Source organism: Vibrio palustris, assembly GCF_024346995.1.
In the GTDB taxonomy this organism is placed as follows: Bacteria; Pseudomonadota; Gammaproteobacteria; order Enterobacterales; family Vibrionaceae; genus Vibrio; species Vibrio palustris.
This window is the reverse complement of sequence record NZ_AP024887.1, coordinates 83,422-96,610: the sequence shown is the minus strand read 5'-3', so window position 1 is coordinate 96,610 and position 13,189 is coordinate 83,422. Positions and strand designations below refer to the sequence as shown.

At 45.2% G+C, this 13,189-nt stretch carries 10 protein-coding genes and 1 pseudogene; 6 read left to right on the top strand and 5 right to left on the bottom strand.

The features are described 5' to 3' along the window. Window positions 1-167 precede the first annotated feature (167 nt). Window positions 168-2,465, top strand: a complete 2,298-nt coding sequence (locus tag OCU30_RS00455; protein WP_159439115.1) for a phosphatase PAP2 family protein — start codon at window positions 168-170, stop codon at window positions 2,463-2,465. A 98-nt stretch (window positions 2,466-2,563) separates the two neighbouring features. On the opposite strand, the gene prlC is transcribed toward OCU30_RS00455, so the two are convergent. Beyond that, window positions 2,564-4,606: an oligopeptidase A gene (gene prlC, locus OCU30_RS00450; protein WP_077313896.1), complete on the bottom strand. Its 2,043-nt coding sequence runs from the start codon at window positions 4,604-4,606 to the stop codon at window positions 2,564-2,566. A 208-nt stretch (window positions 4,607-4,814) separates the two neighbouring features. Here prlC and OCU30_RS00445 point away from each other — a divergent pair, with 208 nt between their 5' ends. Continuing rightward, complete coding sequence (locus tag OCU30_RS00445; RefSeq protein WP_077313897.1) at window positions 4,815-5,651, top strand: 23S rRNA (adenine(2030)-N(6))-methyltransferase RlmJ; 837 nt, start codon at window positions 4,815-4,817, stop codon at window positions 5,649-5,651. 134 nt (window positions 5,652-5,785) lie between these two features. Then, window positions 5,786-7,141 (top strand): glutathione-disulfide reductase, encoded by a 1,356-nt coding sequence (gene gorA, locus OCU30_RS00440; protein WP_077313898.1) that lies wholly within the window; start codon window positions 5,786-5,788, stop codon window positions 7,139-7,141. A gap of 77 nt (window positions 7,142-7,218) precedes the next feature. Here the strand turns inward: gorA and OCU30_RS00435 are convergent. Further along, window positions 7,219-7,530, bottom strand: a pseudogene (locus OCU30_RS00435) (transposase); the annotation flags it as partial. A gap of 364 nt (window positions 7,531-7,894) precedes the next feature. Next, a complete protein-coding gene (locus OCU30_RS00430) occupies window positions 7,895-8,452 on the bottom strand; it encodes a helix-turn-helix domain-containing protein (protein WP_077313899.1) in 558 nt (185 codons plus the stop codon). Window positions 8,453-8,619: 167 nt separating this feature from the next. Here OCU30_RS00430 and OCU30_RS00425 point away from each other — a divergent pair, with 167 nt between their 5' ends. Then, window positions 8,620-9,243, top strand: a complete 624-nt coding sequence (locus tag OCU30_RS00425; RefSeq protein WP_077313900.1) for a LysE family translocator — start codon at window positions 8,620-8,622, stop codon at window positions 9,241-9,243. 383 nt (window positions 9,244-9,626) lie between these two features. Here the strand turns inward: OCU30_RS00425 and OCU30_RS00420 are convergent, their stop codons facing one another. Then, window positions 9,627-10,970, bottom strand: coding sequence for a sigma-54 interaction domain-containing protein (locus OCU30_RS00420; protein WP_077313901.1), 1,344 nt, complete (start codon window positions 10,968-10,970; stop codon window positions 9,627-9,629). A gap of 372 nt (window positions 10,971-11,342) precedes the next feature. Here OCU30_RS00420 and OCU30_RS00415 point away from each other — a divergent pair, with 372 nt between their 5' ends. Next, a complete protein-coding gene (locus tag OCU30_RS00415) occupies window positions 11,343-11,897 on the top strand; it encodes a BON domain-containing protein (protein ID WP_077313902.1) in 555 nt (184 codons plus the stop codon). 146 nt (window positions 11,898-12,043) lie between these two features. After that, window positions 12,044-12,481: a hemerythrin domain-containing protein gene (locus OCU30_RS00410; protein ID WP_077313903.1), complete on the top strand. Its 438-nt coding sequence runs from the start codon at window positions 12,044-12,046 to the stop codon at window positions 12,479-12,481. A gap of 127 nt (window positions 12,482-12,608) precedes the next feature. Here the strand turns inward: OCU30_RS00410 and OCU30_RS00405 are convergent, their stop codons facing one another. Further along, window positions 12,609-13,010, bottom strand: a complete 402-nt coding sequence (locus OCU30_RS00405) for a hypothetical protein (RefSeq protein ID WP_077313904.1) — start codon at window positions 13,008-13,010, stop codon at window positions 12,609-12,611. Window positions 13,011-13,189: the final 179 nt, after the last annotated feature.

Below are 13,189 nucleotides of genomic sequence, written 5' to 3'. Positions count from 1 at the left end.
GAGAAATGACATTAATAAACAATTAGTTAATACGTGAATGCAACGCACATTTCATGCTTTCGTCACTTGGTAGTCATAAAGCGCTGCTACTGTTTGCGCGTCTGAGTCATCAGTACATCCATATTTATTCGTTTTTAACTTCGTTTTTTGCAAGGAACCGCATTCTCATGCTTTTAAAACATCCCTCACGCCTGTTTGCCATGACCGCCATTGCATGTGCTATCACCGCATGTCATCACGATGATGAAACAACCTATGAACAACCAGAAGCGCCACATGCAACGCTTGGAGCGCAGTCTGTTCCTGTTCCTACGCTTTCAGGGACGGATATTGCGGTTGTCGATGGCGATATCCAGACCACAAACAATAAGCATAATGCTGAAGCTTATACCTATGCAAAAAACCCAATTTTGCAAATTTTGCGTGGTTTTGATGAGGTTTGGTATCAAGGAGAGAGTGACTGGGCAAACTTTGCCGATGCGTCTGTGTTTACCGATGGCCCTGCGCAGTTCACAGCAGAAGGCGGCGCGTCTAACAGTACGCAAGCGGTACTGAAGCGACTGTTTAATAAGACGCAAGTTCGTAACGAGAAAGCATGGCATGAAAACTTTGATTATGTTCGTACGCTCACTCGCTCAGGAGAAAGCCAACCGGATGTAGACCGTAATGACCCTCAAGCCATGGCGCTCGCTTACCTTGATGACCAACGCCAAAAAGGGTTTAGTATTACTTCAGGGTTAGGCCCACTGGCCAGCCTGTATCGAGATGGCGCAAATTCAACCTCTCCTTTTACCACGAATGCGCAAGGCGATGTTGTCCTTAATGGCCAAGCTATGGATGTGCTTAAGAACACCTACCAGAAAGGGCTCGATAAAGGCACAAACTACGGAACAATCGACAAAGACGGCCAAGCCACATCACTCAACGAGGTTGTGTCATTACTCAATCACATTCGTGACTATGGAGCCTCGACAGAAGCGCCAAAATATCATTTTGTCTCCCCTCGCCCTTGGCGCCTTAACCGTGACTACTCTGTTGCGAGCTATCAAAACGTCAGTGACCTCACGCAGTACACATGCTTAAATGCCGATGGTAGCGTGAATGGCTATAAATACTATGATATGCCGAGCAATCCCATATCTCAGCCAATGCTAGGGCTACTCTGTGCTGGGCGTACCATTTATACCGAAGACGAACCAATCAATAACCCTGGTCACTATGACGATCAAACGTTCAGTATGCAAAATGCCTTACAAGAAGGGGATAACTGGATTTCAGGCCGTGCCAAAGACGGGGCGTATCCAAGTGGCCATACAACCGAAGCCTATGACCGCAGCCTCGGTATGGCTTATGCCATTCCACAACGTTTCCAAGAAATGGTGGCGCGTGCAGGCGATTTAGGCGAAAACCGTATCGTGGCATCAATGCATTCACCGTTCGATGTCATTGGTGGCCGTATCATGGGGCTAGCCGTCACCGCCGCCACCCTATCGGATCCTAACAATATTGCGACCAAATCCGCGGCCGTTGCGCAAGCGAATTTATATTTTGAGCAAAACATGCCAAGTGATTACGACTCAGTAAACGAGTTTGCCCACTGTACTACCGATGCAAATCAGCCGTGTAATGCTCAAGACGCCTACGCTGACCATCAAGCCATGAAAGAGAAATATCGTGCGTACATGACATACGGTTTCAGTAAACTCGACGAAGCCAGCAAAGCGCCACAAGTACCAAAAGGCGCAGAAGTCTTGTTAGAGACTCGCCTACCTTACCTAACGACAGAGCAACGCCGTGCCGTTTTAGCGTCGACCGAAATCGACTCTAACTATCCAGTTATCAACGAATCACGTGGCTGGGGACGCATTAACTTAGTCGACGCTGCCGATGGATATGGTGCGTTTAATGGTGATGTCGATGTTTACATGGATGCAAGCAAGGGTGGTTTTTATGCAGCGGACCGCTGGCGCAATGATATTGCAGGCATCGGTATGCTACATAAATCTGGCACAGGTAAACTAAGTCTTGAAGGCAATAATAGCTATCAAGGCGGTACACTGCTCGATGGTGGTACTTTAGCTGCTGCGTCAAACACCGCTTTTGGTACACACACGCTTTACCAAAATGACGGTACAGTGCAAGTGTCTATCCGTGGTGGCGATCAAGACCCTAGCAAAGGGACATTGAGCGTGTCTGATTATGTGATTAAGGACGGTAGCTTAGCGCTAGATTTAACGCATAATGCACGTATCTCGGCACAAAATAGTATCTATATTGAAGGTGGCACACTGCGTCTCACCGTACCAAACATCACAACCACGACAAGCTATGAAGTGCTCAATGCAGACTACATTGAAGGACAATTTAGCCAAGTGATCGCGCAAGATACGTCAGGTCAACGCTATACCGCTTCACTGAGTTACTCAGAGAATACGGTTACGGTAACACTCCAACCTCGCGCCTAGCCTTACGAATATTACCAGAGAATATTCCTAGCAAATAAAAAGCCCCGCAATATACATTGCGGGGCTTTTTTTATTGCTCAATCAGCCTACTGGATGGCTTAAGCCGCGATTCCCGCATGGCGTAACAAAGCATCAATTTCAGGTTCACGGCCACGGAAGCGTTTAAATAGCTCCATTGGCTCTTCACTGCCACCGCGTTCTAGAATATTTTCTAGGAAGCTTTGGCCTGTTTCTTGGTTAAAGATACCTTCTTCTTCAAAACGCGAGAACGCATCTGACGACAAAACTTCTGCCCATAGGTAGCTGTAATAACCAGCACTATAACCACCTGCGAAAATATGGCCAAAGCCATGAGGAAAACGATTCCATTCCACACTTGGCAAAACGGCGACCCGTTTTTTCACGTCAGCAAGCGTTTCGAGAACGCGCGGACCCGCCTCTGGATCGTATTGTGTATGCAACGTGAAATCGAACATCGAGAATTCAAGCTGGCGCAACAGCCCCATGGCTGAATGGTAGTTTTTCGCCGCCAGCATTTTATCTAGCATCTCTTTTGGCAGTGGCTCATCGGTTTCATAGTGACCCGAGATAAACGCCAGCGCTTCTTCTTCCCAGCACCAGTTTTCTAGAAATTGGCTTGGTAGCTCGACCGCATCCCAAGCGACACCATTAATCCCCGATACCGCGCCTTCATCAACTTGCGTCAGCATATGGTGAATACCGTGGCCGGTTTCATGGAACAAAGTTACCACTTCATCATGAGTGAACAGCGCCGGCTTATCACCCACTGGGCGATTAAAGTTACACGTTAAGTACGCGACAGGCGTTTGTAGCTCACCGTTGGTTTTCACGCGGCGTACGCGGCATTCATCCATCCATGCCCCGCCACGCTTGTGTTCACGCGCGTATAAATCGAGATAAAAACTTCCGCGTAGTTGATCGTCGCTATCAAAGATATTAAAGAAACGGACTGATTCATGCCAAGTATCGATGCCGTTTTGCTCAACAACGGTCATTCTAAAGACGCGCTGCAAAACGCTAAATAAACCGTTAACGACTTTGTGCTCTGGGAAATACGGACGCAATTGTTCATCCGAGATTTCGAATTGTTTCTGTTTTAGCTTTTCACTGTAGTAACCGACATCCCACAGCTGCAATTCCGTTACACCATACTCTTGCTCAGCAAACTGGCGTAACTCTTCCACTTCACGCTCACCTTGTGGTTTGACTTTGTCGGCCATCTCATTCAAAAAGGTCATGACCTGATCAGGAGATTTTGCCATTTTCGTCGCCAGTGATTTTTCACTGTACGAGTTAAAGCCCAATAGGCGCGAGATTTCATGACGCAACTTGAGCTCTTCGGCCATGATTTCAGTGTTATCCCACTGCCCAGCATTCGGACCACGATCAGAGGCGCGCGTCACGTATGCTTCATACATTTCTTGGCGTAGCGCTTGGTTATCGCAGTAAGTCATAACAGGCAGGTAAGACGGAATATCTAATGTTAGTAGATAGCCTTCTAAACCTTTCGCTTCAGCCGCCGCTTTCGCTGAGGCTAGCGCCGATTCAGGCATACCCGATAAATCCGCCTCATTGGTAATGTGCTTCGTCCAACCCATGGTGGCATCAAGCACGTTGTTTGAGAACGTAGAGCTCAATTCAGAGAGGCGTTTGCTAATATCGCCGTAACGCTTTTGCTCCGCCGCAGGCAAACCAATCCCAGAAAGTTCAAAGCTGCGTAGCGCATCGGTGATGGTTTTCTTTTGCGCGGTAGTTAACGTTGCAAACTCGTCGCTGGCTTTAATGGTTTGGTAGGCATGAAACAAGCCTTTATGCTGCCCAACCCAAGTTCCAAACTCTGATAACAGCGGTAAACAACTTTCATACGCTTCACGCAACGCTTCGTTGTTCATCACTGAGTTCATATGACTGACCGGTGACCATACGCGGCTTAGGCGATCATCCACTTCGTCGATAGGCGCAACCACGCTCTCCCAAGTTGGGGTCGGATTATCGGCTAACACTTGCTCGATGGTGTTACGGCATTCGCTAATGCAATGCTCGATTGCAGGCTTAACATGTTCCGGTAATATTTCGGAAAACGGAGGCAGCTCCGTAAAGGTGAGAAGTGGATTTGACATCTGATATTCCTTTTTATGAAAACGTGGTGCAATGAGCAACCGTTATTAGTCCTTAAATGTAGGTGATAAGTCCGTTTTTCAATGTGTACCGCAAGAACAATGACAGATTCCTAATCACATTACCGTTGTGACTCATCACGGTCTTTCAGTATATAATCGAATCAGCCTAATCATCAATAACCGTATGTCGCGGTTTCGAGAGTGTATTTTGTTAAGTTATCGACACAGTTTTCACGCAGGAAATCATGCGGATGTAGTGAAACATATCGTAGAGAGCCTGATCATTTCGTCTCTGAAGAATAAAGATAAACCTTTTGTTTATCACGACACCCACTCTGGCGTTGGTCGCTACGATTTAACCCACGAATGGTCAGAAAAAACTGGCGAATATAAGCAAGGTATTGGCCGTTTATGGCAACAAGATTTGCCCGCCGACCTTGCCGACTATCTTGCGACGATAGAAGCGTTAAACGACAACAGTGAACTGCGCTACTACCCCGGTTCACCACGCGTTGCGCGCGCCTTGTTACGCCCGCAAGATCGCATGGTGCTGACTGAATTGCACCCAAGCGATTATCCGCTATTGGAACAAGAGTTTCAGCGTGATCGCCAAGTGAGCATTTTTAAAGAAGATGGATTTGCTAAGCTCAAAGCCAGCCTACCACCGCAAGAACGCCGCGGTTTAGTCTTGATTGATCCACCTTATGAACTAGCGAAGGAATATCGTGATGTAGTGAAAGCGATTGCCCAAAGCTATAAGCGCTGGGCAACCGGTATCTACGCGATTTGGTATCCGGTGGTCAATCGCTGTGATATTGAAGACATGATTGAAGGCCTTGAAGCACTCGGCATTCGTCGAATTCTACAAATTGAACTGGGCGTATCGCCAGATACCTCGGAACGCGGCATGACCGCATCGGGTATGATTGTCATCAACCCACCGTGGAAACTCGCGAGTCAAATGGAAGCCATTTTACCTATTCTCAAAGAAAAAATTGCTCCAGTCACTGGCCATCATAAGGTGGAATGGATTGTTCCAGAGTAGTAGAGTATGTTGAATGAAATAGATGTGGACTTGAGTTCAATAAATCTATCCCAATCTCACTATTAACAATAACGATCCTGCGGAAGGTCTAACGACTAGCATGCTGAGATTGACCGAAACAAACGGAGAAAATAATGGCAACACATTTTGATTACATCTGTATCGGTGGCGGCAGCGGTGGTATTGCCTCTGCAAACCGTGCAGCCATGCATGGCGCGAAAGTCGCGCTTATTGAAGCGCAAGACTTGGGCGGCACCTGTGTAAACGTTGGTTGCGTACCCAAAAAAGTGATGTGGCATGGCGCGCAAGTCGCTGAAGCTATGAACCTATACGCTGCCGACTATGGTTTTGACGTTAATGTGAATGGTTTTGACTGGGCCAAACTGGTTGAAAACCGTCAAGCGTATATCGGCCGTATTCACCAATCTTACGATCGCGTACTGGGTAAAAACGACGTCAACGTGATTCGTGGCTTTGCCAAATTTGTCGACGAAAAAACCGTCGAAGTAAACGGCGAACATTACACTGCCGATCATATCCTGATTGCAGTCGGTGGCCGCCCAACCATCCCAGCGATTCCTGGCGCTGAGCACGGTATTGATTCAAACGGTTTCTTTGAACTAGAAGAACAACCTAAGCGTGTCGCGGTTGTCGGTGCGGGCTACATTGCCGTTGAGATTGCTGGCGTATTAAATGCGTTCGGTACCGAAACGCACTTATTCTGCCGCAAAGAATCGCCGCTGCGTTCGTTTGACCCTATGGTCATCGAGACCTTGGTTGAAGTGATGGAAGCAGAAGGCCCAACACTGCACACGCACAGCGTACCGAAAGAAGTTGTCAAAGAAGCTGACGGCAGTGTGACTCTGCACCTAGAAAACGGTCAATCACAAAATGTGGATACCTTGATTTGGGCAATTGGTCGTCACCCAGCGACTGATGCGATTAACCTATCGGCGACTGGTGTTGCGACCAATGATAAAGGCTTTATTAAAGTTGATGAGTACCAAAATACATCGGTAAACGGCATTTACTGTGTGGGTGACATCATGGAAGGCGGGATTGAACTGACGCCTATCGCGGTAAAATCCGGTCGTCTATTGTCTGAGCGTCTCTTCAATGGTCAAAAAGAAGCGAAATTAGACTACAACTTAGTACCGACGGTTGTCTTTAGCCACCCACCGATTGGCACCATCGGCCTTAGCGAGCCAGAAGCCATCGCCGAATACGGTGAAGATAACGTTAAAGTGTACACTTCAAGCTTTACCGCTATGTACACCGCAGTGACGCAACACCGTCAACCGTGTCGTATGAAGCTCGTGTGTGCGGGTGATGATGAGAAAGTCGTTGGTCTGCACGGCATCGGCTTTACTGTCGATGAAATGATTCAAGGCTTTGCTGTTGCGATGAAGATGGGCGCTACTAAAGCCGATTTCGATGCTGTGGTTGCTATCCACCCAACAGGTTCAGAAGAATTTGTTACCATGCGCTAACCCTTTAGCGCAATACGAAAAAGAGCACTGAATTCTGTTCAGTGCTCTTTTTTTTGATGATGAGCGTTATTCTGGGTTATCAAGAATTGTTCAGCGAGCCAAACACCAACAGTGCCGTGATTTTTTTAATATTTCATTATGCTCTTAAAGCGAGCCAACTTCTTTTTTAATTCTCGAATTCCTATTTGTTCAGGGGTCATTGGTGACGCTTTCGGTGTTTTCCCTTAGCGCTCTTCTCTAAGCTGGCGAACCCATTTATCCATCGTGGACTTGCCCACATTCATTGCTTGGGTGGCTACAGCCACTAAATAGTGTTGGTCTAGGACTCACTGCGCCGCTTCTAACTTAAATTCTGCGCTAATAAATAGTCGTCTTGTACGTTTTGTCATAATCTCACCGGTTAACTTATGAGGTGATGATATCGCCTCTCACTAAGTGACCAAATTCACTATGCCACTACAATCGGCTCTAACAAACTTCGTAGAATTTTCATGCTAAAAAATGCCACGGATAAAATTCAGCCAATGAAGGTTCTGGACAGAAATCATTTAGGCGTTTCAGGCGGATTCTATCCTTCAGATAACTTCTGGTATCGCAAAACACAATCGGCCACCACTTGCTCTGGTGGCTGACATGACAGGAAATGGACAGAAGTTTGCACAACATTACTCTAGAATCACTAAGGTTATTTGAAATTAAATGCTATTAAATTGCATGTATTTTTGTGTCTAACACTCTCGTAAAGTAGTAGTTTTATCGGTACTCAGAAATCAGCATTGCTCTTGTTCCTTCTTGTAAAGCCTCAAACAAATGCGGCAAATCTCCAGGGTAAGAAATATAATCACCTTCATTAAGCTCATAACTTTCTGAAACCAAACCAAGTCGAGCCTTTCCTGTAGCAATAACAACATGCTCGATTACTCCTTGATTGTGTGGTTCCGAGTAATGGGGTTCTCCAGGTTCAACTTCAATCCAGTATATATCTCGACTTACATTAGGCGGACATGCTGCAAGCAAAGTAGCGTGGTAATTGTTACGCTTTGAAGCGACTGTTACTCCTTCGCCATGGCGAATAACTTTCGTTTCCTGTTTCGGTGATTCAAGCAAGCGTGATACTGGGATACCTAATACGATACAAATAGACCATAGCGTTTCGATGCTTGGGTTCCCAACTCCGTTTTCCAGTTGAGATAAAGTCGATTTTGCAATTTTTGCCTGTCTGGCAACCTCAGCAATGCTTAGCCCTGAACGTCTTCTTTCCGAATTTAACGTAGCTGCAATTTGTGCAATAGGTGGTTCATTTCTATTCATAGGATAGGTTCGTTATAAAATTTACGTTCATTATATCAAACGATCGTTTTGTTTGACAATTCGAGCTTGCTCGCTCAATATAAAAAACACTCGTTCATTAAAATGTTTATTCATTTGTCGTCATTCATGAAATGAAAGTGGACATCAAGTATTAAGAGGAAATTAAATTGGAATACATGGTTTCTATAGCGCTATTTGCTATTTCTGCTTCAGTTACTCCTGGCCCCAATAACATTATGGTTATGACATCAGGACTAAACTTTGGCGTGCGAAAGAGCCTGCCTCTACTGACAGGCATTTGTGTCGGATTTACTGTTATGCTACTGGTTGTCAGCTTGGGGGTCGGCCACCTTTTTACACTGTTTCCACAACTGAGTTTAATCATAAAGGTTGTTGGGACCGCCTATTTGCTTTACTTGGCCTGGCTTATATCCAGAAGTGGTTCAGTAGATAGTAGCACTCAAAAAGCCAAGCCGCTGGGCTTTCTAAAAGGAGCAATCTTTCAATGGGTTAATGCCAAAGCATGGGTAGTTGCTATTGGTGCGATTTCTTCATTCACAACGATAGGAGAACAATACACAACCCAAAGCCTGGCCATTGCTACAACCTTTTTCCTCGTTTCGTTTCCATGCGTAGGGATATGGCTAATGTTTGGCACTTTCCTACAACAAACACTGAAAAACAATAACTATCTAATTTGGTTTAACATGTCTATGTCCGTTTTGTTATTGCTATCGGTCTTTCCTGTAATTGCAGACATTAGGCAGCAGTTAATAGCTAGTTGGCAATGAATGGTTATTCCGAACTCGTCTTAAACGAGTTAACTTTGAAGATGGAAAGAAATGGGAGACTCCGTTCACCACACAGCTAGTTGCAACCATGAGTAAAAGTACGGTGATTTCAGTGGCACGATCCGCCACTGAGTAGTTACGTTAACACCGAGTGGGGCATAAATAAGTTTGATACTGAAAGCTCCCCTCCATCTATTGAAAGCACACCTCAAAGAAGTGACTAGTTTCTGGAAAAGGCCGAAGAGCCTTGTCATATAAACCTTTCCAGATTGATTTCAGAAACCACCTGTGTTGGTAATTAGTAACCATGCGCTAATCGCCTAGCGCAATACGAAAAAGAGCACTGAATTCTGTTCAGTGCTCTTTTTTTTTGATGATGAGCGTTATTCTTCTTGATACTTCTCAAGTTTGTTGTAGAGGGTTTTCACGCTGATACCGAGCTCTTGAGCCGACTCGGTTTTATTGCCTTGATTCTCTTCTAGTGTATTGAAAATTGCCGCTTTTTCTAAATGCTCTAAAGACACACCCGCAGGGACCAAATCTTCAATGCTGGTGCCAGTTTCAAGTGGCGGCGTATCGAAGATCAAGTGTTCATCGCAGATAACATCATCGGCTAAAATAAACGCCCGCTCAATGGTATGTTTGAGCTCTCGCACATTACCCGGCCAATCGTGTAAGGCGATTTTTTGCAATGCGGAGTCGAGAATGGACTTGGTTATTTCCTCATTGGCATTACGGTGTGAAATAAAGTGCTTCGCCAAACCAACAATGTCTTCGCCTCGTTCACGCAACGGAGGGATCACCAATGGAAAGTGCGATAACCGGAAAAACAGATCTTCACGTAGGAACTGCTCTTCAATCGCGACTTTGGGATCTCGGTTGGTTGCGGCCACAATGCGCACTTTAGCCATATGCGCAGTCTGACTGCCCACCGGGCGATACTCTCCGGTTTCCAAAACACGCAATAGCTTCACTTGTTGTTCTATAGGCATCTCCGTTATCTCATCTAAAAATAACGTCCCACCTTCCGCTTGTTTAAAGACACCTTGGTGGGTTTTATTGGCCCCAGTAAACGCGCCTTTTTCATAGCCAAACAATTCACTATCGACCAAGTTTGGGCTGATTGCGCCGCAGTTAATCGCGATAAAAGGTTGCTGCTTACGCTCGCTGGCTAAATGAATGGTCTGTGCCACCAGCTCTTTGCCTGCACCGCTTTCTCCAGTAATGAGAACGTTGGCATCAATTTTGGCAACTCGCCGGATCATGCGATAAAGCTGATGCATCGCAGATGAGGACCCCACCAATAAACCAAATTGATCAAGCTCGCTGCTAAAAACTTTACGTCCTTGCGTTTGTTTACATTGATAGTACTGGCTAATTTCGCACAGCGTCTCGGTAAAGAGAGTAATATCTACAGGCTTGCGGTAATGGAAAATCGCCCCTAAATTAACCAGCTTATCCAAGTCTTCGTTAGGAACCCCCGAGCTAATAATCACCCAGTCCATATCGTAAATACCGTCGATACTGGCAAGGCGTTGGTAATCAGCGTGGGTAAAATGCTCCACTTCAATAATCGCGACATCAGGCTTTCGCTTCAGAAAGTGATTAATCCAATCAGCAGCGACATCAATATCGTACTGACAAAATTTATTCAGCTCTTGGCAAGAAGTAATCGCGTCTTTGAGTAACGGATCTTGTACTCGCAGAAATAGGGTTGGCAACGACATACAAATATCCTCTCAACTGTGACTGAAACAATGTACGTCGATTAGGTAACCGGTACAAGATCAAATCTCATCATGCTCTTTGCGTTATCTAAATGTGAGCAGAACGTCCTGTTATTTGGCTATGAACCTTCTTATAACGTGGTGCATCGATAAACATCATGGTTGCAAGAAAGCTTTCCTGCTAACTCGCCGCTAAATGCACAACGTCACTAATAAAAATTTACATTTAGTCCATGTAAATAATTCACGCCTGCTTCTGCTTAATCGCTTTGTTACGTTAGGAAAAGAAACCATAATTCAATAAAAACAGATAGTTAAAAAGTTGGCATGTGGTTTGCTCCTATATTAAAACGTAAATAAAGGAGAGTTATTATGAAAAACAACATTGCAGCTAAAATTGTACTGGCGTCAGTTCTCGCAACTTCTTCTACTGCAGCCCTAGCCAATGATAAATGGGAAAACAAATCTATGGATGCATGGTTAGATGGTAAAGCTGAAGCAACGCTGTTACTTAATAACAACCTTAACTCTTTTGATATCAACACCGATGTTGACCATAAAGTCGTGACACTTTCAGGGTCAGTCGACAGTGATGTAGAAAAATCACTGGCAGGAGAACTCGTCTCCGGGATTGATGGTGTGAAAAAAGTGGACAACGAACTAACAGTGATGAACAAAGGAGACCAGAACACAGATTCAAAAACACTGGCTTCGCTAACTGATTCTAAAATTACCACAATCGTTAAAACGCGCTTACTGATGGATACTGATATCAGTGGCACCGACATTAATGTGACCACTCAAGACAAGACGGTCACACTCAAAGGCAATGTTGAGTCAGATGCCGAGCATGATCTAGCAATGACGATTGCTCAGAACACAGATGATGTGAATAACGTCGTTGATAAACTGCACGTCGAGCACTAATGACGCTTTGTATAAGCGAACCCCGCTCGCGGGGTTCGCTCTAATTAGATAACACTGCCCACGTAACAATCAGCACTGTGCACGCAGCACCGAGCACGCGCGAACATCGCCGCGCGAATCATTCACTTCTATATAAGGAGTCGAACATGAAAAACATATTTGATGTGCTAAAAGAGAGCCATGAAAAGCAACGTCTTTTACTCGAGACTCTCATGGAAACCTCTGGTGAGTCTCCTGCACGCAAAGAGTTTTACCAGAACCTAAAACATGAACTCGAACAACACTCTGCTGCAGAAGAGCGATTTTTCTATGCTCCTTTAATCGAGAGTGATACGACCATCGACGTCTCTCGCCACGGTATCGCAGAGCACCACCAGTTCGATAAACTTCTGGCGCAACTCGATTCCACGGATATGAGCTCGCCTTCTTGGATAAATCTGATGAAAACTTTACGTCATAAAGTGCTGCATCACCTTGAAGACGAAGAAAAGAATTTTTTCCCACTTGCCGGTAAAGTAATGACCGACAACCAAAAGATACAACTAGCCGATGGTTATGTTGAAGAAATGACGGACAAAAGCTAATGTCGATTTGTCGTTCTTTCGTGCCATAGCGGCACGAAAGGAACGCGATCAAGTCTCTATTTTATGGTAAGTAACCTGCACCGCCCTACCTAACCCGCAAACACACAACGTCCAAGTAAGCCAAGCATCACGACTCACTCGTCGGTAAATGCTTGTGCATCTCATCATTTTCAATTTGTAACGCCGCTAACCAGTAAGAAACAAGCGCCGTTAAATTGGTGTCACCCGTCGTTTTTATGAGTGATTTTATATCCTTTAACATCGACTTATTCATCGCATGCATTTCGTTGTAATCATCAAATTCAATCACATCGTATCCGGTGTTATGCGCTGTAATGAATTGCTCGCCATCTTGTTTAAACAATAGCATGGCCATTTTTTGGATCATCACTTTTTCTATCTTAACAAATCGATAGGCTGACCTTGCTAACGTTCGATGTGATTGCGCATAAATAAGAGCCTCACACCTTTGCCGGTGATGTATCATTTTGACAAGCAACTCTCTCACGCGATTCATCTCTACTGTCATACCCCCTCCCTCCTACTTATTACTCTCGCGCCGACTCAATCTTTTCCTTTCTATACATGATTGAGTACCAAAGAAGGCTATATTTTGATGTCTCATGACGCTTTTTCTCTTTGTGGCAGTGTCCTCTGCCATAAAGAAATAGAAACTTTAGCTGTAGTACAGACTGCAGGTTGTATGCC

What these genes read in the sequence shown, in the direction of transcription:
- OCU30_RS00455 (WP_159439115.1), top strand. Translation starts at nt 168, where the DNA reads ATGCTTTTAAAACATCCCTCACGCCTGTTTGCCATGACCGCCATTGCA.
- prlC (WP_077313896.1), bottom strand. Translation starts at nt 4,606, where the DNA reads ATGTCAAATCCACTTCTCACCTTTACGGAGCTGCCTCCGTTTTCCGAA.
- gorA (WP_077313898.1), top strand. Translation starts at nt 5,786, where the DNA reads ATGGCAACACATTTTGATTACATCTGTATCGGTGGCGGCAGCGGTGGT.
- OCU30_RS00430 (WP_077313899.1), bottom strand. Translation starts at nt 8,452, where the DNA reads ATGAATAGAAATGAACCACCTATTGCACAAATTGCAGCTACGTTAAAT.
- OCU30_RS00420 (WP_077313901.1), bottom strand. Translation starts at nt 10,970, where the DNA reads ATGTCGTTGCCAACCCTATTTCTGCGAGTACAAGATCCGTTACTCAAA.
- OCU30_RS00415 (WP_077313902.1), top strand. Translation starts at nt 11,343, where the DNA reads ATGAAAAACAACATTGCAGCTAAAATTGTACTGGCGTCAGTTCTCGCA.
- OCU30_RS00410 (WP_077313903.1), top strand. Translation starts at nt 12,044, where the DNA reads ATGAAAAACATATTTGATGTGCTAAAAGAGAGCCATGAAAAGCAACGT.
- OCU30_RS00405 (WP_077313904.1), bottom strand. Translation starts at nt 13,010, where the DNA reads ATGACAGTAGAGATGAATCGCGTGAGAGAGTTGCTTGTCAAAATGATA.